This is a genomic window from Alicyclobacillus tolerans (genome assembly GCF_048984885.1).
In the GTDB taxonomy this organism is placed as follows: domain Bacteria; phylum Bacillota; class Bacilli; order Alicyclobacillales; family Alicyclobacillaceae; genus Alicyclobacillus_I; species Alicyclobacillus_I tolerans.
The window spans coordinates 1028168-1053758 of the sequence record NZ_JBMGNK010000002.1 but is presented as its reverse complement, the minus strand read 5'-3'; the positions used below and the strand labels follow the sequence as shown (position 1 = coordinate 1053758).

Annotated in this window: 26 protein-coding genes, 2 tRNA genes and 1 riboswitch; of the genes, 6 read left to right on the top strand and 22 right to left on the bottom strand. The window is 45.9% G+C overall.

The features are described from left to right. Positions 1 to 59: 59 nt before the first annotated feature. The 15 genes from ACOJUR_RS05230 to glpK all read right to left on the bottom strand — a co-directional run bounded on the left by ACOJUR_RS05230 (position 60) and on the right by glpK (position 16024). The gene (locus tag ACOJUR_RS05230; RefSeq protein ID WP_420949449.1) at positions 60 to 809 is read right to left on the bottom strand and encodes an NAD-dependent protein deacylase; all 750 of its coding nucleotides are present in this window, start codon (positions 807 to 809) and stop codon (positions 60 to 62) included. 35 nt (positions 810 to 844) lie between these two features. Further along, positions 845 to 3289, bottom strand: coding sequence for a GNAT family N-acetyltransferase (locus ACOJUR_RS05225; protein ID WP_420949448.1), 2445 nt, complete (start codon positions 3287 to 3289; stop codon positions 845 to 847). Positions 3290 to 3334: 45 nt separating this feature from the next. Then, on the bottom strand, positions 3335 to 4564 hold the full coding sequence (locus tag ACOJUR_RS05220) for an aminopeptidase (protein WP_420949447.1): 1230 nt from the start codon (positions 4562 to 4564) through the stop codon (positions 3335 to 3337). Between the two features lie 31 nt (positions 4565 to 4595). Continuing rightward, complete coding sequence (locus tag ACOJUR_RS05215) at positions 4596 to 7082, bottom strand: EAL domain-containing protein (RefSeq protein ID WP_420949446.1); 2487 nt, start codon at positions 7080 to 7082, stop codon at positions 4596 to 4598. 185 nt (positions 7083 to 7267) lie between these two features. Then, positions 7268 to 7957, bottom strand: coding sequence for a bacillithiol biosynthesis deacetylase BshB2 (bshB2, locus tag ACOJUR_RS05210; protein WP_420949445.1), 690 nt, complete (start codon positions 7955 to 7957; stop codon positions 7268 to 7270). A 57-nt stretch (positions 7958 to 8014) separates the two neighbouring features. Then, on the bottom strand, positions 8015 to 8365 hold the full coding sequence (locus tag ACOJUR_RS05205; protein WP_420949444.1) for a YojF family protein: 351 nt from the start codon (positions 8363 to 8365) through the stop codon (positions 8015 to 8017). A gap of 190 nt (positions 8366 to 8555) precedes the next feature. Further along, positions 8556 to 9452: a phosphogluconate dehydrogenase (NAD(+)-dependent, decarboxylating) gene (gene gnd, locus ACOJUR_RS05200; RefSeq protein WP_072874837.1), complete on the bottom strand. Its 897-nt coding sequence runs from the start codon at positions 9450 to 9452 to the stop codon at positions 8556 to 8558. 148 nt (positions 9453 to 9600) lie between these two features. Beyond that, on the bottom strand, positions 9601 to 9861 hold the full coding sequence (locus ACOJUR_RS05195) for a hypothetical protein (protein ID WP_072874838.1): 261 nt from the start codon (positions 9859 to 9861) through the stop codon (positions 9601 to 9603). 210 nt (positions 9862 to 10071) lie between these two features. After that, positions 10072 to 10209 carry a hypothetical protein gene (locus ACOJUR_RS05190; protein WP_165612011.1) on the bottom strand — a complete coding sequence of 46 codons (138 nt, stop codon included), beginning with the start codon at positions 10207 to 10209 and terminating at the stop codon, positions 10072 to 10074. A 191-nt stretch (positions 10210 to 10400) separates the two neighbouring features. Continuing rightward, a complete protein-coding gene (locus tag ACOJUR_RS05185) occupies positions 10401 to 11246 on the bottom strand; it encodes a C40 family peptidase (RefSeq protein WP_420949443.1) in 846 nt (281 codons plus the stop codon). Positions 11247 to 11248: 2 nt separating this feature from the next. Then, positions 11249 to 11416, bottom strand: a riboswitch (cyclic di-AMP (ydaO/yuaA leader). A gap of 161 nt (positions 11417 to 11577) precedes the next feature. After that, positions 11578 to 12564 (bottom strand): 2-hydroxyacid dehydrogenase, encoded by a 987-nt coding sequence (locus ACOJUR_RS05180; protein ID WP_420949442.1) that lies wholly within the window; start codon positions 12562 to 12564, stop codon positions 11578 to 11580. Between the two features lie 64 nt (positions 12565 to 12628). Continuing rightward, entirely contained in the window at positions 12629 to 13891 is a 1263-nt protein-coding gene (locus ACOJUR_RS05175) for an FAD-dependent oxidoreductase (protein WP_420949441.1), read from the bottom strand. Positions 13892 to 14187: 296 nt separating this feature from the next. Beyond that, positions 14188 to 14262 (bottom strand) — tRNA-Gly (locus ACOJUR_RS05170). 35 nt (positions 14263 to 14297) lie between these two features. Further along, positions 14298 to 14373, bottom strand: a tRNA-Phe gene (locus ACOJUR_RS05165). A gap of 148 nt (positions 14374 to 14521) precedes the next feature. Then, entirely contained in the window at positions 14522 to 16024 is a 1503-nt protein-coding gene (gene glpK, locus ACOJUR_RS05160; RefSeq protein ID WP_420949440.1) for a glycerol kinase GlpK, read from the bottom strand. A gap of 485 nt (positions 16025 to 16509) precedes the next feature. Between glpK and ACOJUR_RS05155 the strand changes: the two genes are divergently transcribed. Further along, complete coding sequence (locus ACOJUR_RS05155; protein ID WP_420949438.1) at positions 16510 to 17517, top strand: transposase; 1008 nt, start codon at positions 16510 to 16512, stop codon at positions 17515 to 17517. 268 nt (positions 17518 to 17785) lie between these two features. Here ACOJUR_RS05155 and ACOJUR_RS05150 read toward each other — a convergent pair whose 3' ends face one another. Both ACOJUR_RS05150 and ACOJUR_RS05145 read right to left on the bottom strand, forming a co-directional pair. Continuing rightward, positions 17786 to 18784, bottom strand: a complete 999-nt coding sequence (locus ACOJUR_RS05150; protein WP_420949439.1) for a fatty acid desaturase — start codon at positions 18782 to 18784, stop codon at positions 17786 to 17788. A gap of 224 nt (positions 18785 to 19008) precedes the next feature. After that, a complete protein-coding gene (locus tag ACOJUR_RS05145; RefSeq protein WP_072874784.1) occupies positions 19009 to 19203 on the bottom strand; it encodes a cold-shock protein in 195 nt (64 codons plus the stop codon). 472 nt (positions 19204 to 19675) lie between these two features. Here ACOJUR_RS05145 and ACOJUR_RS05140 point away from each other — a divergent pair, with 472 nt between their 5' ends. After that, complete coding sequence (locus tag ACOJUR_RS05140) at positions 19676 to 20683, top strand: transposase (protein WP_420949438.1); 1008 nt, start codon at positions 19676 to 19678, stop codon at positions 20681 to 20683. A 323-nt stretch (positions 20684 to 21006) separates the two neighbouring features. Here ACOJUR_RS05140 and ACOJUR_RS05135 read toward each other — a convergent pair whose 3' ends face one another. Next, positions 21007 to 21549: a hypothetical protein gene (locus ACOJUR_RS05135; protein ID WP_420949437.1), complete on the bottom strand. Its 543-nt coding sequence runs from the start codon at positions 21547 to 21549 to the stop codon at positions 21007 to 21009. A gap of 155 nt (positions 21550 to 21704) precedes the next feature. Here ACOJUR_RS05135 and ACOJUR_RS05130 point away from each other — a divergent pair, with 155 nt between their 5' ends. Then, positions 21705 to 21875, top strand: a complete 171-nt coding sequence (locus tag ACOJUR_RS05130) for a hypothetical protein (RefSeq protein WP_420950566.1) — start codon at positions 21705 to 21707, stop codon at positions 21873 to 21875. Positions 21876 to 21910: 35 nt separating this feature from the next. Here ACOJUR_RS05130 and ACOJUR_RS05125 read toward each other — a convergent pair. Further along, a protein-coding gene (locus tag ACOJUR_RS05125; RefSeq protein WP_420949436.1) for an IS3 family transposase occupies positions 21911 to 23076 on the bottom strand; the annotation gives its coding sequence in 2 pieces (ribosomal slippage) (positions 21911 to 22818 and positions 22818 to 23076; 1167 coding nt in all). A gap of 120 nt (positions 23077 to 23196) precedes the next feature. Between ACOJUR_RS05125 and ACOJUR_RS05120 the strand changes: the two genes are divergently transcribed. From ACOJUR_RS05120 to ACOJUR_RS05110, 3 genes are all read left to right on the top strand, one after another. Continuing rightward, on the top strand, positions 23197 to 23421 hold the full coding sequence (locus ACOJUR_RS05120) for a hypothetical protein (RefSeq protein WP_420949435.1): 225 nt from the start codon (positions 23197 to 23199) through the stop codon (positions 23419 to 23421). A 198-nt stretch (positions 23422 to 23619) separates the two neighbouring features. Continuing rightward, complete coding sequence (locus tag ACOJUR_RS05115; protein WP_420949434.1) at positions 23620 to 24072, top strand: DinB family protein; 453 nt, start codon at positions 23620 to 23622, stop codon at positions 24070 to 24072. An 86-nt stretch (positions 24073 to 24158) separates the two neighbouring features. Beyond that, on the top strand, positions 24159 to 24428 hold the full coding sequence (locus ACOJUR_RS05110; protein WP_420949433.1) for a transposase: 270 nt from the start codon (positions 24159 to 24161) through the stop codon (positions 24426 to 24428). A 134-nt stretch (positions 24429 to 24562) separates the two neighbouring features. Here the strand turns inward: ACOJUR_RS05110 and ACOJUR_RS05105 are convergent, their stop codons facing one another. From ACOJUR_RS05105 to tnpA, 3 genes are all read right to left on the bottom strand, one after another. Beyond that, complete coding sequence (locus ACOJUR_RS05105) at positions 24563 to 24784, bottom strand: IS66 family transposase (RefSeq protein WP_420949432.1); 222 nt, start codon at positions 24782 to 24784, stop codon at positions 24563 to 24565. 61 nt (positions 24785 to 24845) lie between these two features. Beyond that, positions 24846 to 25100 (bottom strand): IS66 family insertion sequence element accessory protein TnpB, encoded by a 255-nt coding sequence (gene tnpB, locus ACOJUR_RS05100; RefSeq protein WP_420950505.1) that lies wholly within the window; start codon positions 25098 to 25100, stop codon positions 24846 to 24848. Positions 25101 to 25302: 202 nt separating this feature from the next. Then, on the bottom strand, positions 25303 to 25413 hold the full coding sequence (gene tnpA, locus ACOJUR_RS05095; RefSeq protein WP_420949431.1) for an IS66 family insertion sequence element accessory protein TnpA: 111 nt from the start codon (positions 25411 to 25413) through the stop codon (positions 25303 to 25305). Between the last annotated feature and the right edge of the window lie 178 nt (positions 25414 to 25591).

The following is a 25591-nucleotide window of genomic DNA, read 5'->3' as shown; positions in this document are numbered from 1 at the left end:
TCCAATTTCGCTCATCACCATGAAATTGGAGGTTTTTTATTTATCTACATAACTTGCCCTTATACCATAGCCAACAATCCGGGTAATACTTCGCCAATTTTGGCATGCAGAACGATTTCTGCCTCAGCATCCAGAGGTGTAGACTCCTCATTAAGAATATAAAGTGGACACGACGCCTGTCTGGAGAAAGGCAGACTGGCAACCGGTTCAACAAGTAAAGAAGAGCCTAGGACGAGCAATAAATCAGCCTGCTCTATCAAAAGTGCGGCTTTCGTATAGTCAGGAACCGGATCGCCAAAAAGTACAACATCGGGCCGCAATGGATAGCCGCATTCACCCTTCAAGGTTAGCGAAGTGCAATAAGGAGTCTCATCTCTTGGCAAATCAGCCATATGGTAAGCAGTATGACAAAGCGGGCAATGAGCAGTGCGCAAATGGCCATGCAGCTCTATCACATGACGATTGCCTGCTAGTTGATGAAGTCCATCCACATTCTGCGTCAACAGAACAAGACCGTGCCTGCCTCCTTCCTCAAGTGAAGCTAACGCATAATGTCCCATATGTGGTTTAGCCTGCAGAAAGTAAGGAGAGAGAAAAGTTTCTCGAAAGACAGCCCAAAAATCATCTGGATTCTGCTTCCAATAAGAAACTGACATTTTCTCCATACGATGGTTTGCCGACCACAATCCAGAGGCAGAGCGAAAATCAGGAATACCCGATTCCGTACTCATACCAGCGCCTGTTAAAACCACAAGGCGTCTAGCGCGCGCTATTCCATTGGCCATCCTCTCTGCCGTCTGCCAATCCATGGACTGTTTCCGCCTTTCATTTTCAATGAGCACGGTTATTCAAGTACCGGACCTTCCGATTCACTTGGACGGCCTAGCTCAGCATGAACTTTTCCAACCCAACCTATTTGCCCCTCATAATTTCCGATGGTGACCTGTAATCCACTGACTTCGGGTACATCTTCTACAAGTTGAGATAACCGGGAAAAAAAATCGGTTAAATCACTAACCCAACCGTCATAGTAAGCCAATGCTGATTTACCGCGCTGTCGAGTGTGAGCATCAGCAAACCACCCAGCAACCAAACGGGCTAGTGCATCTGCATCGAGATCTGTTAAAGGCAAAAGGCGAACAGCGTAAACCCCTTGAAATGCGCCAATCCCTTCCGGGTACGTGCGTAAAAGATTCCCAAAAAGAGGATCGGATTCAACACGAATGCTGCAACGAACTCTGCATTCTTCTGGAAGCTGCTCTAAAGTAAAGCCAGCCATTTCAACCAGTTCTCGAAGTTCTCTTTCTTGCAAAGTGCGATGTACATTCGAACCCAGTTGTTGACGAACATGGTTGCGTACCGTCTCACCGTCAAAATCGGCTAAATCAACAATTCGTCCAACAGGAGATCGGCGATAATTTTGATATTCTACTACCCGCGCCAACGCTCGCACAGCGCTTTCTGGGAAAGGATAAATGGGAACGCGATAGGCGGTATCAACAGGAATGTAACGTACCAGATAGTCCCCTCGAAAAAGAAAATTGGCAACTACAGGTTTGGTAAATTTCTCACCTTGACCTAGTTTTTTAGCGCGCACTTCACGCAGTGCATCAGCAATCGCTTCTGCTACCTCATCCTCTTCCGATGGTCCCACGGGTGTATAGAGAACAAGCACTGCATCTACTGAGTTGTCTTCAAGAACTACAGGCAGGACTTCGCGATAACTGTCTGCCAACGCCTCAAAGCCCAGATTAATGACCGGGTGCATCAATCGCAGGCGCTCGCGAGTCAGCATATCCGCAGTCAACACTGCACCTCCGGAAGTATTGGTCACAATAGCGACTCTATCTCCGAATGCCCAAACTGGTGTGGAAAGAAGTGCAGTAATATCAAACATTTCCTGCAGCGAATCTGCGCGAATAATCCCCGCTTGACGAAATAATGCTGAGATTGTTTCATCATCGTGTACCAATGCTGGACCAATACGATGGGAAGCAAAGAGGCTGGCTGGACTGCGCCCGCTTTTTACAGCCAAGACAGGCTTATTGCGTGTCAAACGACGTGTAATGCGCGAAAACTTCTTAGGATTGCCAAACGTCTCTAAATAGAGCAAAATGATATCCGTTTCACTGTCCGTCTCCCAATACTGCAGTAAATCATTACCCGATACATCCGCTCGATTGCCAAGGGATGCAAACGAAGAGACGCCAACTCCAACTTTACTGGCATAATCTAAAATGGCTATGCCCAACGCTCCGGAATGACTGGCTATAGCCACCCGTCCCGATTTGGGCATCTCTGGTGCAAATGAAGCATTTAAGCGCACTTGTTCAGACGTATTCAAAACTCCTAGCATATTGGGTCCCATCAAACGACAGCCTGCTGAACGCAACTTATCCAAAAGGGCTTGTTCCAACTCTGCTCCAGCGGCATTCACATCAGAAAATCCCGAGGATAGAATCATGACGGCTTTCACACCTGCTGACAAGCAATCATCCACAACATCCTCTACACCTGCGGCTGGCACAGCAATGACAGCGAGATCAACAGAGTCGGGAATATCTTTGACACTTGGATAAGCACGTACACCTGCAATCGCTTTGGCTGTTGGGTGAACAGGATAGAGCACACCTGTAAATTCGGCAGTCAGTAGATTGCGAAGTATTTGATGACTCATGGATTTAGGATTGCGCGACGCACCTATTAACGCTACGGTTTTCGGTTGAAAAAAAGGATGAAGAGAAGCTGCTGTGGCCAGTTTCTCACGTACTGCTTGCAAATTACGGCTTTGTTCGTGACGCCCAAGTCTCCAAATCAAATGGACGCTGTTCCCATCTGATTCAGATACCATTTCAAAGCCACTGGCGCGAAAAACTTGCAACATTCTATAATTGTCCCGCAGGATATGAGCTTCCAGATTGCGAAAACCAGAAAGCCAGGCGGCCTCTGCCAAGTGAGCCAGCAATAAACTGCCTATGCCTCGCCCTTGAAAACCATCTTTGACAAGAAAAGCTACTTCCGCCATTTCATCATGAGTAGCTTTGTAATTGCCTAACGCAACAACCTCATCTTCATGGAGACAAATCAGCGCCAGAGCCTGTTTCCCATCCCCCATCATGCTGATGATGGTTTTGTCGTCCACTTCCTTAATCATGTGGAAAAAACGAAAATAAAGACTTTCAGGAGATGTCTTCGCGAATAGCTCTCGAATGCGTGCAACTTCTTCTTTCGTATTGCGGGCCCGCCGCAACTCAGCCACTCTTCCGTCGCGCAGTATGACGCGAGCCAATGAGAACACCCCCTGTATTCACGCTAAGAAATTTTTTCAAAAACCTTAAATAACCCATTCACCGTTCTGAAACAACGGAACAATCTGATTGTCTTGAGTCACCCCATCAATATTCAATTGGTTGGAACCAATCATAAAATCGACGTGGTTTAAACTATCATTGACACCCATGTCAATGAGTTCTTGTTCTGATTTACCTTTACCATTCGTAAGGCAAGTTGGATACGCCTTGCCAATAGCCAAATGACAAGATGCATTCTCATCAAACAACGTGTTGTAGAACAATTGTTGTAATTGGTAAATAGGCGAGGATATAGGCACAAGCGCAACTTCCCCCAAATAGTGTGATCCGTCATCCAACTCTATGATTTCTTTTAATGTCTCTTCACCACGACTTGCGTGATATTCCACAATTCGGCCACCTTCAAAACGCAATTGAATATTTTCTATAATGACTCCATTATGGGAGAGAGGCATTGTACTTACCACTGTACCTTCCACACCATATTTATAAGGCAGCGTATAAACCTCTTCCGTAGGAAGATTAGCAGTAAAAGTTGTGCCTTGAGCATTGACACTGTCAGCCGCCTGCCAACGGTGAGTTTCCGGCAATGTAATCCACAAATCCGTTCCAGGAGCCGTATAGTGAAGTTTGGCAAAATGTTTTTCATTTAAAAACGCCGCACGTTGTTTGAGCCCATTCAGATGAGTTTGCCAGGCTAGAATTGGATCTTCCGCATTCATGCGCATCACTGTAAAGATGGTGTCCCAGAGTTTTTCAATGGCTTCATCCGTTGGCAATTCGGAATACATTTTTTTAGCCCAATCAGCCGTCGGCATAGATGCAACAAGCCAAGTGATTTCATCTTCCATAAATTTCTGATTGATATGACGAAGTTTTTCTCCGATTGCCCGCTGACGAAGAGACAGGCGTTGGGGAGGCACATCTTTAAAAACATCTGGGTTATCTGCTGCAATATGTAACGAAGCAGAGTTTTCTTCCATTACTTCATCCGCACGAGCAATGAACCAACGAGGAACATGCTGTAAATTTTCTTCACTCTCCATTTGTAGCTGAACCCGTTCTGTCAACGCATCATGCCAGTGTATAGAGACTCTTGAAGCTCCAGCAACATAAGCACGCTCCGTCAAAATTCGAACAAAGGGAGCCGTTTCAATCGGCGCGTTAATCACCAATGGCTGCCCCGATTGAATGTTTAAACCTACTCTCAACAGCACGTCCGCATATTTTTTCAATTGTTCTTGACTTGGCATGTAAATCTCTCCTTTATGTTTAAGAAGACTTTCAATCGATGTAGCCCTCTTCTAAAAGCATTCTGTTCATTCGCTCAGAAGAGACAGGCGGTGAAAAGTAAAATCCTTGCAACACATCACATCCGAGCGTTTGTAAAATTTCAAGCTGTTCTTCCGTTTCCACACCTTCTGCCACCACATTCAGGTGCAAATTGTGTGCCATCTGCACCAATGTGCTGACAATGGCCTGCTCACGCCAATCATCTTTCATGCGATGGATAAAAGATTGATCAATTTTAATACTAGATGGCATAAATTCTCGTAAGTAGCCAAACGACGAGTAACCCGTACCAAAATCGTCAATCGAAATATCCACACCAAGTTTAAGAAGATGCTTGAGTATAGAAACGAGATCGCGCTGATTTTGCATTAACACACTCTCTGTAATTTCTATGTCAAGAAGACTGGGTGGCATGTCTACCGCTGACAGCGTTTGTTGCACTTGTTCAAGCATATTGGCATGCAAAAATTGTTTGATGGATACGTTGACAGATACCTTTACATCCTGCAAACCTCTCGCACGCCACTCCATCATTTGTCGGCATGCCTCCCGCATGGCGAATTCCCCTAAATTCACAATAAAACCTGTTTGTTCTGCCAAAGTGATAAATCGACTGGGCGGAATACTTTTCCCATCCCCTCGAACCCATCGCAAAAGCGCTTCCATAGCCACAATGCGCCTTGTACGCATGTCAATTTTAGGCTGATAGTAGAGAACAAATTCTTGTTGTTCAAGCGCTTTACGCATCTCTGCATCCAGTTGAATGTTATCCAACCAACTGCTGTGCGTCAGCGACTGATAGCGACGCAGACAATTGCCCCCCGCCTCTTTAGCAGCGTAAAGAGCAACATCCGCATGTTTGAGCAGTCCTTCGCTCTCCTCACCATCCCGCGGATACGCTGCCAGTCCCATGGAAAGAGTTAGATATACCGCTTTTCCCTGAACAGTCAATGGAGTTTCAAATTGTTTTAAAATACGGTTTGCTGCGGAAAAGGCTTGGGATTCGCTTTCAAACAATATACCAAATTCATCACCGCCCATGCGCGCAACCACACCATTCGAAGCCACTATACGAGAAAGTCGATCGGCTACTTCACGAATCACCGAATCTCCAAAACTGTACCCGAAGGAGTCATTCACATACTTAAAACGGTCAATATTGAGCATAAGTACAGCAAATTCCATATTCTTCACAGTTGAACGCATGGTTTCTTCCACAATCGATAAAAATCGATTGCGATTGGGAAGCTGAGTCAAGGGGCAGACATAAGCGACCCGAGCCAGATAATCATACTGCTGTCGACGCTCTGTCACATCACGAATCAAGGTGACAATAGCAGGATGGTTGTTTTCATAAAACAGTTTGCAAGTAGTCTCTCCAATAAATTCTGTACCGTCAGAACGAAGTAAAACCAGTTCATGTTTCACAAAGGAATGCGTATTTCCACTACTCACCAATTGTTGCATCTCACTTGCAAGAAAGTCTCTTGCGTCGGGACTACAGTAAGAAAAAACAGATTGCGTCCGAGCTTTTTCATTGACTACTCCAAACAACTGACAAGCTGCTGGATTTAAATAATCCAATTGACCCTCATGATGGATGACTATGGGGTCAGGAATTAACTCCAGAACGGTGTAAAATTTCTTTCGCTCATTTCCTAGTTCCTGTTCCTTTAATATGTATTCTGTCATATCATAGGAAAGCCCATCCATTCGAATCAGGTTACCTTCTTCGTCAAAAACTGGCACACCATGGGTAGCCATAAATCGAACTGAACCATTCTTGTGAAAGACACGATGAATAATTTTGCTCTTGTTTCCCTGACGTACACTGTCCACAAGTTGTTCACGTAACCAATCATCTTCAGGATGAAAAATACTACGCCACAAATCTTTAGACAAAACCAGTTCCTCAGATGTGTAACCAACAAGCCGCTCTACTCCAGATGAACAGAAAAGAATCTCATCTTTGATTAAATTGACTGACCACATTACCATTTCCAGACTTTCCAGCATGGCCGACAACCGAGAACGAATACTCCTCAATTCACGCGAAATTTGATTTTCTTGACTGACATCACGAAAAATACCAAGCACTCCGATGACTTGTCCCAATCTCCAATGTGGAATCACCGACACAGCCATATCGATGATATGCCCATCCGCATGGCGAATGGATAGCTGAAATGATTTCTTCTTGCCCTGCATAACCGTGAGTATCTCTTTTTTGATATCTTCGCGGCTTCCCGTCCATTGCAAAAATTCACTCAAATCATGACCTACTACCCAATCTTTTTGATAGCCAAAGAGCGCCAATCCAGCGGGATTGATGTCCAAAATACAGCCTTCTTCATTGAGACAACACAGACCATCCGGATGATGGACAAAAAATTGTTCAAAGAGATTCTCTTCAGACTGATGACTGTAATTAGGAACCATTAACATTTGTTTTTTGTAAAATAGATTTGCGTCCGACATGGCGCATTGACCCCCACTACCCAACTTTTCCCCTGTATACACTCTTCAAGAAATTTCGACGATTTTTTATAACTTTCCTGCAGTTTTTGATTTAAAATATAAAATAAACAAAACAAAAATGGGATCTATTGTAAAATAGACTCCCATTTCTGACATCTTTGAATGATATTCAAATTATGCTGATATCACCAGAGTGTTTCAGGCAAACGATCTGCATCATACAACCAAAAGACTTCTTTTTTCATCATTTGATCCATACGCTTTTTCCAGGCTTCATCTGGTTCCGTATTTTCACTCCAGCGCTTCATCATGGCTTCTGATTGTGAACGATGCGCACGAATGGCCGCCACTTTGGTTTCCAACACATCGGCTATCTCAATCTCAACATCCGGTTTTCCTAAAGTTTGCATACGATTGTGCGTAATGGCATGAGCATAGATGAGGGGACGTTCATCTTTAGGAAGCATTTTGACAGCAAGAATCGCCGCATATCCAAGCGCATCGTGATCGGGATGAACACCGTATTTGGGAAAATGCGTAATCAGCAACTGCGGTTTGAAACGAATCATCTCTTGACGGATACGGTTAGCCAATTCATGAGCATCTTCAAATTCAACCGTTTTATCGCGAAGACCCATTTTTTGGATTTCTTGAATTCCTAACACTGCACAAGCTTCTTCTAACTCTCTAGCACGCACATCGGGCAGTGTTTCGCGAGTTGCAAAAAATGGTTTCCCCATATTGCGTCCCATTTCACCCAAAGTGCCACACATGTAAAGTATTTGCGCACCTTCTTTGGCAAACTTTGCAATTGTACCACCACATCCAAACGTTTCATCATCAGGATGAGGCAACACAACCATTACGCGTTCCATTTTACCAACTCCTCTCTTTTCTGGACGGTCTCAGAACAGTTTCACTTTTGGCCTATCTCAGACACGAAAGGGTGTTTTGCTGATCTCCAGAGAAACAGCCAACCTGCCCTCATTGTCGTAACCTGCAAAGAGCAATTTCCCGTCAGACGTTTCTTCCCAATCCGTCAGTCCTTCTGCATATATCCAGCCACCGTCCATTTTCATACCCGCACGATAGGGGCCAAGACCGGTAATGGAGGCACGCGAAAATTTCACTTTTACATTGCGAATATAAGCACACACGGCCATGCCGCCACTGGGATTGTTCCCGGCGTAAGCTCCGTTGGTAGTTTCCAGATGCAAATAGACTTCTTGGCCGACGAACGACTGCAACTTTTCATCAGCGAGCACCCGTTGGATTGGTCCCATCCCGTCTCCTCCTTATGCCTTTCCATGAACTCTATCTAACTATAAGTATGTTACCTAAGAAATTCAACCTGTTCGCTGGACATCATATTCTACAAAATATACAACTGCCAAGGAATGCACCCGTGGCAGTTGATATAGAAATCCATCTTTTCATTTATTTATCTCGATCGCGCTAGAAAGATATGGATGGTTATGCTTTTTCCACAGCATGTCCACCAAACTGATTGCGTAAAGCTGCAACCACTTTGCCGGTAAACGTATCATTTTCACGTGATCGATAACGCATCATCAAGGCCATGGCTATCACAGGTGTAGGAACTTCCAAATTCAAGGCTTCGTCAACCGTCCATTTTCCTTCTCCTGAAGAATGCATAACACCGCGAATAGAATCGAGTTGCGGATCTTCTTCAAACGCCTTCTCTGTCAGCTCCATCAACCAACCGCGAATAACAGAGCCATGCGACCAGACGTGCGCCAAAGCTCTGTAATCATACTCAAAACCACTGCGGTGCAGCACCTCAAATCCTTCTCCAATAGCTGCCATCATGCCATATTCAATTCCGTTGTGCACCATTTTACTGTAGTGTCCACTTCCGACTTTGCCCGTGTACAAATAGCCTTCGTCCACTGCCGTATCGCGAAAAAGAGGTTCAATCTGTGCAAATTTCTCTTTATCGCCGCCTATCATATAACAGGCTCCATGGCGCGCACCCGAAGTGCCCCCCGAAGTTCCCACATCAAAAAAGTATATGTCTTTAGAGAATAAATTTTTCGCTCGACGCAAGGTGTCTTGGTAATGTGAATTACCTCCATCGATAACGATATCCTCAGCATCTAAATGAACAACCACTTGCTCAAGCACTTCATCGACAATTTTTCCCGCCGGCACCATAACCCATATAACGCGTGGTTGGTTGAGAGAAAGTACCAAATCGGCAATGGTTTCTTTCGTTTGACCACCAGATTGTTCAAAAGTACGTCTTGCATCCTGGCTAATATCGTAGGCTATGACTTCATGACCGTGATCCATCAAATTTAATCCGAGATTATGTCCCATTTTGCCGAGACCAATTAGGCCAACTTGCACAGTGACTTCATCCTCTCTGCACTCAATTTACGCACTGACCGATTATATCAATCCATGTCACTTTTTTCCTCACTGCAAAATCAGCACGATTTTCATTTAGATTGCCAAACCGCAGGTCATACCATGCACTGCTAACTTTAGCAAGTATTCAAAGCTTTAGCGCTCCAATGGGTCGAGTTATTTTTTTCCCTCTTAAAAAGCGCCCTAGTTCATCTCTTCTAGCCAAATAACGTTGTCCACATTTTTCACACTTTAAAATTTCATTCGTATAATGACGAAAAGACCCTTTAAATGGCTTGTCCGCTTTGCCACTCGGGCGTATTTGACGCATATATTCATGAATATGGTGCTCAACGACTGTTAGCGGAGATTTACATTCACGACATTGAGGAACTTGATAAGAAACCAAGTTGGCAAACCTCCCTACATAAAATCAATATCAAAAGATGAATGCGATATTTTTTTGCTCTTTCTCCATTAAGTCCGCTATGTAATCAACATTTTACTGACGCATGTTATCGATTCGCTTTGTTTTGACATTTTCCTGTCACAACCAACGTTTCCAAACAAAAATCGGGAGAGACAACCCTGTCTTCTCCCGCCGGCGCTAGTTTTACACTTAATACAGTGCACCGCAGGCTCCACCGCAGCCACAGCCACAACCTGCTGCTTTGACAGTTGGGACAAGCAAGAAGAACAAAACAAAGATAATGAGAAATACGACTGCCCACTGTGTGTATCCACCAAATACACCCATGATTGACAACCTCCTTCTCGGCACATTTCACAGTATGGTATGACTTGTTGCCAAAAGCCTGAAACGGTTTATGCCTAGCATAAAAGGAGTTGTCCATGCATAAATAAGGAGTGCATTCACAAACGATGCACTCCGAACCCTTTTTTCAAATCAAATACAGCCAATTTCAATCACATTTCAAGACCATTAGATTAGTATATTCTTGTAGCACCAATATAATGGGGAGCCCAATAATACTCATTGTAAAGCGAAGCGATTTGAACACCTGAAGTTGGAGTTTGTGCGCTGATGAATTCACCGTCACCTAAATAAATGCCCACATGGGAAGGTCCATGTCCGTCCGTGTCAAAAAACACCAAATCGCCCGGTTGCAAGTCAGATTCAGAAATATGTACACCCTCTGCAAATTGTCCATAGCTGGTTCTATCAACATAGATACCAAAATGCGCATAGACAAACTTGACAAAACCAGAGCAATCAAAGCCACTGGGACTCATTCCACCATACACATAAGGGTAGCCGACATACTGCCTGGCGTACTGGGCAATCTCTTCTCCTAATACGGCCTCTGACAAGTTGGTCGACATGGGTCCACCACTACGAGCACTGAGATTATCCGTAGCATAAGATGAAGATGGGCCGTTTAATTGAATTTTTTCTCCTACATGCAAGATGGAATTGTTGGTGAGGTGATTCCATTGCTCAAGCTGACTGAGGCTAACACCATGCGCTTGACTGATGGACCAAAGACTCTGTCCGGGTTGAACGGTTACCACTTGTGTAGAAACTGTTGCAGGTTGCAAGTCGCCAGCAACATCACTGGTCTCTACTTCCAAATGCTGACCAGGAAAGATCAGGTCTCCACTGAGATGATTTAAAGTTTTCAAGCTGGCAACAGATGTGTGATAGCGTTGAGCAATAAGGTAGAGGGAATCTCCGGGTTGAACTGTGAAAGATGTGGTGGCGGCAAAAACGACAGATGTGTTCATGGCTGCAAACGCAGCAAAAGACAGCGCAAATTTAACTGTTTTTTTCACACTTAAGCTCCCTGTGCACCTACGAGGTTAGTTGACGGGCTCGGGCCGCAGCTTGTGAGCGCCCTACCAAAAAAGCATAGAAAAAATAGAATATTCAGCTCTTTAGGATTCGCCCCAAAAAAGAATGTCCCCCGTCCCCCGACGCCAAGAGGGTTCGGCGTTTTATGTCGACGTCTGGCGGAAGTATACCGAAATATCGCTTGGTTGGTCAATCCTTTTTACCATAAATTAGCCACCTCATGAAAATTTTTTTCTATTTAAATAGACTTGCCTTGATTGGACAAGAAGAAAGAGCCATCAAGAAGTTGGATTGATCGCTGTTGGACAGTGACTATTTACCATCCCATACTTCAGGATTAACCATGTGCGGTGGCTTTTCGCCAAGCAAGGCGCAGCGTAAATTTTCTGCTGCCAATAGTGCCATTGCTTTGCGTGTTTCCACTGTCGAACTCCCGATGTGAGGTAAAGTGACAACTTGGTTCATATGTAAAAATGGATGATTTGATGGCAAGGGTTCGTTCTCATAAACATCAAGACCTGCTCCGCGAATCCAACCATTTTGTAAAGCGAAAATCAAAGCCTGTTCATCTACTACTTTCCCTCGGGCTACATTAATCAAATATGCGTTTGGTTTCATTTGCTCTAACTGTGATCGACCAATCAAATGAACCGTTTCTTCAGTCAGTGGGGTCAATACAACTACAAAATCACTCGTCTGCAAAAGATGGGCTAAATGAACATAGTGCACATGCATGGTGTTCTCAATATCTGACCGGCGTCTCCGATTGTAATACAGAACGCGCATACCAAAACCCAACGCTCGGCGTGCTACAGCGGTGCCGATTCGTCCCATGCCTACAATTCCTATTATCCTCCCATACACATCTGTACCCGCCAGCAAATTCGGAACGTTAGCATGCCATTGCCCAGATTTGACGAAAGCATCCGCCTCAGGTATGCGTCTTGCTGCGGCGAGAAGTAAGCCAAAGGCTAAATCTGCTGTAGTTTCAGTCAGAACATCAGGAGTATGGGTGCCAACCACTTTCTGTTTCGCCATTTCCGATAAGTCGAAATTGTCATACCCTACAGCTATGTTGCTTACTACTCTTAAATTTGGTGCTTGATCCAATAAATTCTTGTCAATCGGAACGCGTGGATATACAAGCAGGCCATCCACATCTTGCAATCGTTCCAGCAATTCAGACAAAGGCGTAACAGCATTTTCTTTGGGGGTATAGACAACTTCAAAATCTTGCCGCAGCATGTCAATCGCTTCTACAGCTACCGTATCAGGCACGTATACTTTAGCTTTGCGCACAGCGAATTCCCCCATTTTCTGAAGTTCTGCAGATAGTCTTTCTAGCTTGCTAGCCTCAACGGGATTATATCAAAGCTCCCTGCTGAATCAGTTCCTGACGAATAGCAGTGACATCATACTTCTTTGTAGCCGCGTAATAGGCAGCTGCTACTCCGGCAGCATGGCCAGTGGCAAATGCAGTACCCATGACTCGAACAGATGCAAAAGCTAATGCATCACAAGAAATAATTCGGCCGGCACACCAAAGATTTTTGAAACCACGTACGGTGAGTGAACGCAAAGGTATGTCGTAGTATGCTTGATTCTTAATGGAAAGATATTCCGCTGGTTTTCCCGGTCGATGAATCTCAATGGGCCAGCCACCCCGTGCTACTGCATCATCATGTCGAATACCGTTCACAACATCTTCACCGGAAAGTATGTAATTGCCAAGTACGTGTCTGGTTTCACGCACTCCCATAGCTGGACCTGTTTGCACTAAATAAGCGTTCTCAAATCCTGGGATATACTTGCAGAAGACGTCCATATACTCCCACGCCTGTTTTCTTGCAGAAATTTCTGCTTTGGTCAATTGAGCAGATTGCAAGGCATCCACGTCCTCATCCGCAAACATCGCCAAAACATCCCCAGACTTAGGCAGACGCAAAAGCATACCACGCTCTTTACTTAAATGATGATAACCTTCTTGCTTGGCCTTCTGAATAGCTTGCTCGAATATGGACTTGTCCAGCGAAACTGATGGATGGACTCCACCAATACGCATCACCAATGTACTTGCTTGTACCATGCCTTCCGGACTACCCTGAACAACTTCTGCTCCGGACAAGGCTGACAAGTCAGCATCACCACTTGCGTCGACAAACGCCTGCGCTGATATCCTCAATTTTCCCGCATGATCGTAGCCAATGACCGTTGATACGCAGTCTCCACTGCGCTCCACTTCAATCACCTGACAATGTAGTAAGGGCGTCACACGATGTTGAAGAACGAGATCGTCCAATGCCAATTTCGTTAATTCACTATCGAGTGGAACTATAACGTTTCCAGTGCGAGGATTGCGATAAGGCTCCCGATATACGCCATATCTACGCAGCCGTTCAAGCAATTCATTTCCTACTCCACCTACGACTTGCAATAGAGGATCTTGCTGAGCAAAGAAACCACAATAGGTTAACACGGAACTATGCGTCGCGGCACCGCCAAAGTAAGGATTTTTCTCCAGAAGCAAAGTGGATGCACCCATTCGCGCTGCGCCTACCGCTGCCGCTACTCCTGCCGAGCCACCGCCCACCACGACCACATCATACGTTACATTACGGTCGTGCACTCATACTTCCCCCAATCATTTGCACTACTTCATCCTATGAATCCTATTCTTTTTTATGACCTAGTCATAATTCTAACTCAATTGTCTGCAAAATGGAAAACAGACACTAGGCATATATGGATCATTATGGGAGAGAAATAAAAAACAGCTTCCTGAGTCCAAGAAGCTGTAGGGAGTCATAACGAGCATTATTCTTTTGGAGCGGAAGACGGGATTCCGACGCGTGGGCGACAGTCCACGCTAGTCCCCGAAGGGGGGAACCCTTGGGTGAGAATCCTGCTTGCCGCGACTGCTTTTGGAGCGGAAGACGGGATTCGAACCCGCGACCCTCGCCTTGGCAAGGCGATGCTCTACCCCTGAGCCACTTCCGCACATTTCATCTCTTACGCTCTGCCTTACACGACACTGGTGGCTCGGGACGGAATCGAACCGCCGACACGAGGATTTTCAGTCCTCTGCTCTACCGACTGAGCTACCGAGCCTTTTAGAGTGACTTTACAAACATATCACAAAGCCCTTTTTAATTCAACTGCAATTTGGCTTTCACAAAGAAAGCCGCAAACCTGTACCCTTGACAAAAGTCGGTTACCTGGTTGCGGCTCATTCGTCTCTCAACCAAAATTCATCACATTATTCTTCATCACTTTCCCAATGCATGGTTCTCTTCACTGCTTTCTGCCAGCCCTTATATAAGTTCGATCGCGTTGTTTCCGCCATTTCTGGCTTGAATACTCGATCAAGATCGACCGTTTTAGTCACTTCTTCCTTTGTCCAAAATCCTACAGCTATACCTGCTAAATAAGCTGCACCAAGCGCTGTCGATTCAGTGATGCGTGGACGTTCCACAGGTACACCAAGAATATCCGCTTGAAATTGCATGAGGAGATTATTGGCTACTGCACCTCCATCAACTCGTAATGATTTCAACAAAATGCCGGAATCCGACTGCATGGCATCAATGATATCCTTTGTCTGATAAGCTAATGAGTCCAATGTGGCACGCGTGAGATGCTCTTTCGTAGTACCGCGTGTCAACCCGAAAATGGCTCCTCGCGCATACATATCCCAATAAGGTGCTCCTAACCCTGCAAAAGCCGGAACGACATAAACTCCGTCGGAACTTTCCACTTTGGAGGCAAAATACTCCGAGTCTACTGCACTATCGAAAAACTTGAGACCGTCCCTGAGCCATTGAATCGCCGCACCGGCGATGAATACGCTTCCTTCCAGCGCGTAGGTGACTTTACCGTCGATTCCCCAAGCGATAGTCGTCAGCAATCCAGATTTTGAATCTACCGGTTTTTCACCTGTATTCATTAACATGAAACAGCCAGTTCCATAGGTATTTTTAACCATACCAGGCTCAAAACACGTCTGACCAAATAGTGCCGCTTGTTGATCTCCCGCAATACCTGCAATAGGTATATTGGCTCCACCAAAAGTTCGTTCATCTGTATAACCATAAACTTCACTTGACGGACGCACTGTTGGTAACATAGCTTTGGGAATATCTAGTTCTTTGAGCAATTCCTCATCCCAATCTAAAGTATGAATATTAAACAACATCGTACGGGAAGCATTGGTATAGTCTGTCATATGCACTTTACCCCGCGTCAGATTCCAAACAAGCCAACTGTCTACCGTACCAAAGAGCAGTTCACCACGAGCAGCTCTTTCTCTTGCACCTTCAACGTGATCGAGAATCCATTTAATTTTGGTCCCTGAAAAATAGGCATCCACTACCAGACCCGTTTTTTGACGGATGATCTCGGTTAATCCACGTGCTTTTAGTTCGTCACAGATAGAGGCTGTTCTGCGATCTTGCCAAACAATGGCATTATATATCGGTTTTCCTGTCCCCGAATCCCAAACAATGGTTGTTTCTCGCTGATTTGTAATACCAATAGCAGCTACTTCTTCTGGAGAGACAGCAGCCTTTTCTAGCACCTCACGAGCGACTCCACTTTGACTGCCCCAGATTTCCATAGGATCGTGCTCAACCCAACCAGCATTGGGGTAGATTTGATGAAACTCCTTCTGAGCTACGCTGTATAGATTGCCGCTTTGATCAAACAAAATCGCTCTTGAACTTGTGGTTCCTTGGTCAAATGCCAGAATGTAAGATTTTTCCAAAATTATTCATCCTCTCTGAATGAGGTTGGCTTTTATCAAGACTCACTGAAGCTATATTAGTTCCTATCTACCAAAAAATAAAAAAGACAGTGGCATGTAAGCCTTTTGGCTAACACTGCCGCCGTCTCCTAAACTCACGGGCAAAAGATTAACTTGATTGGAGTGTACATGAATAGAAGATAGTTGTAAACCGCTCGCGATCACTCAGCTAAAATCTTACCGAAAGGGTATCGGCTCACTCAAACAGAAATCTTACCGAAGGGATCGATGTGCGGATGTCCATGCAGAGTCGGCAAGAGTACCTGAGTACGATGCGCGTGCGTTACCTTAAGGCACGCACTAGGCAAGAGAAATCGCAGATTTTGGATGAGTTGGAGCGGACCCTGGGATACGCGCGGAAGTACGCGATTGCCACTATGAAACCCAAACCGGAGCACGATAAACCGCCCGCTAAGCGTACTCGCTCTCTTCGGTATAGGGATGTGATGCCCATCGTTCAAATCGTTTGGGAAGCACTCGACTATCCTTGTGCAGAGCGCTTGCATCCCGTGCTGATGTGTACTGCCGCACAGTTAGCCAATCACGGCGAGGTCAAGCTGACTCAAGAGGCAATCCGTGACTTGCAGCAAATGAGCCGTGCGACGCTGGCCCGTCGTATCGCCAAATGGAAGCGTCCCGGTCCCAAGCACATCCCTGCCGACAGACGCCCGTCCGCGCATCTGCGCTCGGAAATTCCAGTGGAACGCTATGACTGGGACGAGGACAGACCTGGTGCGTTGGAAATCGACCTCGTCGAGCACAACGGCGGATCGTCCTTGGGACACTTCGCTTACACCCTCTCCGTCGTCGACGTCGTGACGGGATACAGTAGACGCGTTGCGGTACTTGGCAGGGGCCAGCTTGGTGTCATGGCAGCGCTGGAACGCATACTAACGGAATGGCCATATCCGGTGTGGGGAATCCACAGCGACAACGGCAGCGAGTTCATCAATGCTCACCTGGTTCGTTTCACGAAGGCGAATGGGCTGTCGCTCACCAGAAGCCGACCTTACAAGAAGAACGACAACGCTCACGTGGAGCAAAAGAATCGATTCTTGGTCCGCGAAATCGTAGGTTACGAGCGTTTCGACACTCCAGAGCATGTTCAATGGCTCAACACGGTTTATGCGTGGCTTGACGTATATGCCAACGCCTGTCTGCCCATGCGCAAGGTCATTGAGAAAAAACGTAACGGCAGTCACGTGCAAAAGAAATACGACTCAGCAAAAACTCCTTTGCAACGGGCGTTCGATGCTAGTGCCATCCCAACGAACAGCCAAAAGTACTGGAGTGAGTGGGCACAGTCCCTCAATCCACTACAGCTACACCGACAACTGGTGACACTGCTGGCACAGGGACTAGGCGGGGCGAACCTTGCTCCTGCTCCGCTGCCCGCACCGGTTTCCAGGGGGATCGACAACGACAAACGAAACGGCACTCGGGACTCCTATTGAGGCCAAAACATTCGGTCTGTGGATTTGATGGACAACTCTTCAAGTTGCCCACAAGCTCCACAGACACAAAAAAAGGGGAAGCCGCTTCGCTCCTCCCCTCTGGCCTACGGCCATTCACCCCTCCCACTTCAACGAAATAGGGAATGGGTTAGATTTTTAAATGAGTTAGCCATCTCTCTTCGGTAAGATTTTTACGTGAGTTGACACGGAGGGTTTTTTAATAATAGAATGCATTATCTTTCACTGAAATCAGCAGTCCACCGAGAACTTATTGTACACCTTTAAAGCCTACGAATTTCTTTTTCTCCTCGTCCCATAGCCTGAAACGTAAACACTTTAAACTGGAGCGCAAACCTACCGTAGTAACTTCCTGAAGATATGTGAATTGGTCATAAACGCGTTGAAGATTGTAATTAGGTACTCTTGGGCCGAGATGATGAATATGGTGAAAACCAATATTTCCTGTTATCCATTGCAACACTTTCGGCAATTTATAGAAAGAACTGCCTTGAAGCGCAGCGGTCACATAATCCCAGTTTTCTGCCTGTTCAAAATAGCTGTTTTCAAATTGATGCTGAACATAAAACAACCAAATTCCCGCCATTCCTGCTAAATAAAGAGTTAGACCTTCAACCAACAAAAATCGTTCCCAACCTAAGGCCCAGCATCCGAATGCCAAAACTCCCAGCAGAACTCCATTCGTCAGGTAGGTATTGAAACGTTCTTTTCGCCCAGCTCCTTTTCTATTGAAACGGTACTGTATGAGAATCAGGAAAAGAGGACCAAGACCAAACATGATCAAAGGATTTCTGTATAGTCTGTAGAGAAGTCGTTTGCCATGAGATAGTTCTCGATATTCATTCACAGTAAGTGTCGTGATATCACCCATGCCTCTGCGGCTCAGATTTCCATTGCCAGCATGGTGTACACTGTGTTCATACTTCCAGTAGTGATAAGGAAAAAACGTGATCAAACCAATGAAAACGCCGACTATATCATTCGCCTTTCGACTTCTAAAGAAAGCATGGTGACCACAATCGTGAAAGATGATAAACGCCCGAACCAAAAAACCGGCTGCCGGAATCGTTAAGAGAATGGAGAGCCAAATAGAAATAGAAAAGCTGAGATAGGCTCCTGTCCATAATAGTAAAAGTGGCACGATGGTATTCAATAATTGCCACAAACTTTTTGAAATACTCGGATTTTGATAAGTTTCTAAATCTTTTAGCCAATTATGATTAGTATGATTTGAAAACATGGTTCTCATCTCTCTTTCTCATGCTACAGGAAACCGACTAGGTATCAATCGCTCTAATGGAGGGATACGAGGAATAGAAGGAATTGATCATAAGAGATAGCCAATTCTACAAGATTCTTCTCTAGAAGTGAGTATACCGGAAGGTGTCGATGAAGCGCTGGTATATAAAGAGAAATGGACCGCCCTGAGCAATCATGATGAATGATTCGAGGACAGTCCATTCATAGATGAAGTTAGGCTACGTTTGCTGCTTGAGGACCTTTTGGACCCTGAACAATATCAAACGTTACACGTTGACCTTCTTCAAGAGTCTTATATCCGTCTCCTTGAATGGCGCTAAAATGCACGAAAACATCGTCTCCGCCTTCAACTTCAATGAAGCCAAATCCTTTTTCTGAATTAAACCATTTCACTGTTCCTTGATGCATCCTAAATTCCTCCGTAGTGCTCTTTTGGCACAAAATTTGTTCAATTCGTTTTAGTATAAAAACCGTTCAAATCTGCACCCACTATGAGGCGCAAAATTGAACGGCTCAGAATGTTTACACATATAAACGATCTCGCTTGAACAATAAAAGTATACACCTAATCAGCCATAAAGTCAAGATAGCGCGATCACTCAGCTAAAATCTTACCGAAAGGGTATCGGCTCACTCAAACAGAAATCTTACCGAAGGGATCGATGTGCGGATGTCCATGCAGAGTCGGCAAGAGTACCTGAGTACGATGCGCGTGCGTTACCTTAAGGCACGCACTAGGCAAGAGAAATCGCAGATTTTGGATGAGTTGGAGCGGACCCTGGGATACGCGCGGAAGTACGCGATTGCCACTATGAAACCCAAACCGGAGCACGATAAACCGCCCGCTAAGCGTACTCGCTCTCTTCGGTATAGGGATGTGATGCCTATCGTCCAAATCGTTTGGGAAGCACTCGACTATCCTTGTGCAGAGCGCTTGCATCCCGTGCTGATGTGTACTGCCGCACAGTTAGCCAATCACGGCGAGGTCAAGCTGACTCAAGAGGCAATCCGTGACTTGCAGCAAATGAGCCGTGCGACGCTGGCCCGTCGTATCGCCAAATGGAAGCGTCCCGGTCCCAAGCACATCCCTGCCGACAGACGCCCGTCCGCGCATCTGCGCTCGGAAATTCCAGTGGAACGCTATGACTGGGACGAGGACAGACCTGGTGCGTTGGAAATCGACCTCGTCGAGCACAACGGCGGATCGTCCTTGGGACACTTCGCTTACACCCTCTCCGTCGTCGACGTCGTGACGGGATACAGTAGACGCGTTGCGGTACTTGGCAGGGGCCAGCTTGGTGTCATGGCAGCGCTGGAACGCATACTAACGGAATGGCCATATCCGGTGTGGGGAATCCACAGCGACAACGGCAGCGAGTTCATCAATGCTCACCTGGTTCGTTTCACGAAGGCGAATGGGCTGTCGCTCACCAGAAGCCGACCTTACAAGAAGAACGACAACGCTCACGTGGAGCAAAAGAATCGATTCTTGGTCCGCGAAATCGTAGGTTACGAGCGTTTCGACACTCCAGAGCATGTTCAATGGCTCAACACGGTTTATGCGTGGCTTGACGTATATGCCAACGCCTGTCTGCCCATGCGCAAGGTCATTGAGAAAAAACGTAACGGCAGTCACGTGCAAAAGAAATACGACTCAGCAAAAACTCCTTTGCAACGGGCGTTCGATGCTAGTGCCATCCCAACGAACAGCCAAAAGTACTGGAGTGAGTGGGCACAGTCCCTCAATCCACTACAGCTACACCGACAACTGGTGACACTGCTGGCACAGGGACTAGGCGGGGCGAACCTTGCTCCTGCTCCGCTGCCCGCACCGGTTTCCAGGGGGATCGACAACGACAAACGAAACGGCACTCGGGACTCCTATTGAGGCCAAAACATTCGGTCTGTGGATTTGATGGACAACTCTTCAAGTTGCCCACAAGCTCCACAGACACAAAAAAAGGGGAAGCCGCTTCGCTCCTCCCCTCTGGCCTACGGCCATTCACCCCTCCCACTTCAACGAAATAGGGAATGGGTTAGATTTTTAAATGAGTTAGCCATCTCTCTTCGGTAAGATTTTTACGTGAGTTGACACGGATAGTTGTCTCAGCAACTTCCGTCCAGCAGAAAATAAGGGTGATTTTTCATTTTATCGTCTGGGATACTAGTCATACCAAGAATTTATTGACTCAAACCAGGTGCGAAACTTGATTAATTTCTTAACAAATTAACTTCTACTTTTTCTAGAAGAGATAGAGGTATATCTCCTGTTCCCATCGTATCAATGGATAATTTCCCATCCCAAACGTAAATGTCCGTTCCCTTTTGAGAATTATTTTTTTGTCCACTTATTAAAGCTGTATATCCGTCTAATTGAATTTCTTTTTGATACCCATCTATTGTTATTTTATTACTTTGTTCAGTTATAAAAATGGCTTGGTGAAATTTTTTATTACCATATAAAATTGTAACTTGATCTAATTTCCTTGATTGACTTACTGGTGGATGAGAAATTTGAATATTTTCAAGTATCCAGTTCGTGTCTAAATCGGTAGGTAATTTTATATGAAATGGCAGTTCATGATTATATTTATCTATCAATGTATCCCATTTTGAACCCATAGGCTGATTAGTGTTTTTAGTATGAGGATGGTTCAGTTGTATGCCACATCCGTATACAAAAAGTAGTGGTAAAATAATAGAGAAAACAAATAGGCATTTTTTTAAATTTATTTTATGGATACAAAAAATCATTTCTAAGCATCTCCAATCTATTCTGGTTTACATTTTCATTTGAAATACAAAAATATAAATAAAATTTATTCAGGCTGTCGAGAAAGTTTCGACAGCCATTCTTTATGTCTCTTTTATTCTAAATATATGTATTTATGTTATAATATTCATAACCAATGTTGGGTGGTGATGACGTGTACCAGTCAAAAGACGGTCGTCAGTTGGAGTTCGAGTTTGTATCTATTGAAGAACTTGTCCCTGAGGACCATCTTCTTCGGAAGATTGATCGTTACATCGATTTGGTATTAAGTCAATATAGTGGACACCTCAAAACAGAGAAATTGTAAGTTTTAATATTCTGACACGATTACTTTTGTCTCGCTTAGCTTGCCTTGACTCTCGACACTTGGAAATATCTTCTTTCGTACTTAGCCGGTGCTAGAAACCCGATAGATGAGTGTACCCGCTCCCGGTTGTACCAGACCTCAATGTATTCGAAGATCCGTCGTATGGCTTGTTCCCTTGTTTTGAACTTTTCCAGATACACGAGCTCTCGCTTGATGATGCTGTGAAACGACTCAATACACGCATTGTCAAAGCAATTACCCTTGCGGCTCATGCTACCAACCATCCCGTACTCTTGCAGCTTTTCCTGGTAGTCATGAGAGGCGTACTGGCTCCCACGGTCCGAATGATGCAGCACTGGTTCTGTTGGCCTCTGGCGTTTGCAGGCCTGCTCCAGCGCTCCGATGCACAGCTCTTTTGTCATCCGTGCATCCGCACGCCAGCCCACAATCTTGCGGCTATATAAATCCTCCAAGCTGGCCAGGTAGAGCCATCCCTCATCCGTTGGGATGTAAGTGATGTCTGCCATGTATACTTGGTTAGGACGCTCTGCTACGAACGTTTGGTTTAGCACATTATCCTGTACCGGGTAGTCGTGGTTCGAATACGTCGTCGCCTTGTACTTGCGGACTGTGCGGCTCCTAAGCCCATTCTCCCGCATGATGTTGGCCACTGTCTTTTGAGCCACCCGTTCGCCCTCATGGCGCAGGATCTGCGTGATCTTAGGACTGCCATATAGACGACGGGATTTCACGAATATCTGATGGACTCGTTTCGTGATTCGCTTCCGGCGCTTGGAACGCTCACTCTCAGGACGCCTGAGCCAAGCATAGTACCCGCTCCGAGATACCCCCAATATTTTGCACATCTTCTCAACCGAAAATTTGGAGCGGTGTCTGTGGATGAATTGGTACCTTATTTCCGGTCGTTTGTGAAGATGCGCACAGCTTTTTTTAAGATCGCATTCTCCTCTCGCAGTTCACGGATTTCCCGCTCAAGATCCCGTAGGGCCTTCGCTTCCGGCTTGAGGTTCCCGCTCCCGACGAACGGGGTAGAAGGATCCTCCTTGTATTTTGCCATCCAGCCATACAACGTCTTTTGCGAAATACCGAGCTCCCGAGCCACCTGGCTCGCTGGTTTCCCGCTCTCCAAAGCCAATTGAACTGCGTGAAGTTTGAATTCCTTGTCGTATTTCTGTGTCATGTGGCTCACCTCGAATCGCCTTATTCTTACATTCTCGATTCGTTGTGTCCACTATTTCATCCTAACACCAGGTAACAGATCTGCCCCAGCATACGTTTTGAGATCAGTTGGCATGGTAAGGTGTACTACGTTAGCAAAAATATCTCAAAGGTTGGTAATCAAATCGGCGTTGTTGAAGAAAAAATAACAGAATACCATGTGTTAAATTCGAATAAAACAATATCAAATTTCGCTCCAGTTGGAACGAAACTATTCAGCGTGTCTGGAAGAAGTACAAGCGAAGCGATTGCAGTTGAATACCCACAAGGACGATATTGTGAGGCTGTTGCTTACCAAAATCAGTAAAACACTCTTGGACAAACGGAGACATCACCCGAAGACCAGTGAGCCTTGGTTCTTGAATGATGATGTGCTCCGTTGAGCGGCAGCCTTCTGACGCTCTTGGGCAGGAGTGTTTAGTAAGAAAGTATCGAACAAATGTTCCTTATGTTTCAAGTGCATGGTAATATAATCCTACAAGAGCTTGAAAGCGGAGGTGGTTTCATGAGTAAAATCACGAATGTTCAGTTCTTCAAGCATTATTCGAAACTGACCAAGGGATTGCTAGATAATTTAACCGACGAGCATCTACAGTACCGTCCACATGAATCGATGAAAACGTTGGGCGAAGAGCTTCGACACATTGCAGACTCAAAGGAAATTTACTTACGAGCTATGACTGATGGCGTCGGTCCATCTTGGAAAGAAAAACGAATGGACCCAGAAATAGCTATAAGTGTAGAGAAGTTGAAAGCGTATTATGAGGACCTCGACAGGCGGTACGATGAGTTATTTGCCACGAAAATCGATTGGGCAAAAGAAGTCCCGTGGACAGGCATGGGCGATCTCGACATGGAAGCCTGTTTGGATTGGGTTACCCATTTTGAATGCACCCACCAAGGTATTGTGAGTGTTTATCTCGTAGGTTTGAACATCAACTACGATATAGCAGGTTAAGCATGGATCTCTCACTGGGCTTATGCAACACAGCATAAGCCCTTACTCTTAAGCCCCGAGATTGGATTGGACAATCTCCATAAACAGTGAGACCATGGGTTCAGGAGGTTGTTCAAGTGGAGCGACGGAAATTTACACCTGAGTTCAAACGCCAAGTCGTTGAGCAGGCCAACGCTGCTGGTCATAACACGGTGGTCGCCAGCAAGTGCGACATCCGCCCGAATTTGGTGAGCAAGTGGGTTCGCCAATATAGGGCCGGTCAACCCATGAGGGGCAGCAACGCACAGGGCAACGCAACGCAACGCAACGCACGTAACACAACAAGAGCACGCCCAGCTCGTAGCAGAAAACCGTGAGTTGGATAAGGAAAATGCTCAACTGAAACAACTCTTAGGTGAGAAAGACCTTGAAATCGCCATTTTGCGTAACCTACTAAAAAAACAGAGCCCTCACTCCCTCAGATGATTAGCCTTTTCTCACGAATGCTCGCTCATTCGCAGGATTTCATTAACCTAGTTATAAGATGGAGGCGTATCTGGTTGTCTGTCGTGCGTTCGCTGGACTTCCCGAACTGCCGATGACGGGCCAGACGAAGCTGTTCCAGCAGCAGGTTGACCTGCTTTTTCAGTTCCGCGATTTCCTGTTCCTGCGCATCGCAGCGCGCGTGTAGAGCTTCCAGTTGGTTGGTGTTCTCCGTCGTCGTGTTCGTCATGCAAAAGGATTTCGACACACCTGCCGAAATCCCTTGACAGATCCTTCTGTGTTTACCGGTCTCACACCACTTTTTTCGCGGTAACCCTTCGGTGCGCTTTCGGCTGTTTGAGCGGAAGGCCATCCAACAGCCAGTTCATCTCCCGGCGGGTGATGACGAGGGTCTTGCCGTCGCTTGTGTCCGGCCACCAAAACCGTCCGCGTTCCAGTCGTCGATAGATTTGCGCATGTCCGTGCCGCCGCAAGCTAGGTGAACGGGTAGCTCCCCTGGTCCAGCACCGATGTTCAGCATAGCGATGCCAGGGTGCGCACCACATCGCGCAACAGATCAGAGTGATAACCAGACGTGACCTCGATGACAGCAGGACCGACGCGTACGGGCAGCGGCTTGTCCGCCACTTCAACCACGGATTCCTCCATACGCACCAGGATGAAACGCGATTCGGCGCTATCCCGTTGACGGCCGTTGTGGTCGGTGTCCGCCTTAAAATTGCCAACCCCATACCACAGCTGATGCTCCTAGACCTGATGCGCAGCACACCACGCTGCGCCTGTCAATCCGCTGGCCCGAAAGTCCGCCACACGGGCACGCCAAAGCTCGCGAAGTGCTTCCAATTCGGCTTTTGTCACGGTAATCCCTCCATGACTGGAATCTGGAGGGAATCATCTCGCAGAAGATGGACAAACGCTAGGTGTTCGCTATTTGACGCTCACGAAGCATAATGGTGTGGTTGATTTAGCAAATTCCTTCAGATGGAAACTTGATTTTCTCACCCAATGTAAAGTAAACTTTACAAGTAAAACTTAC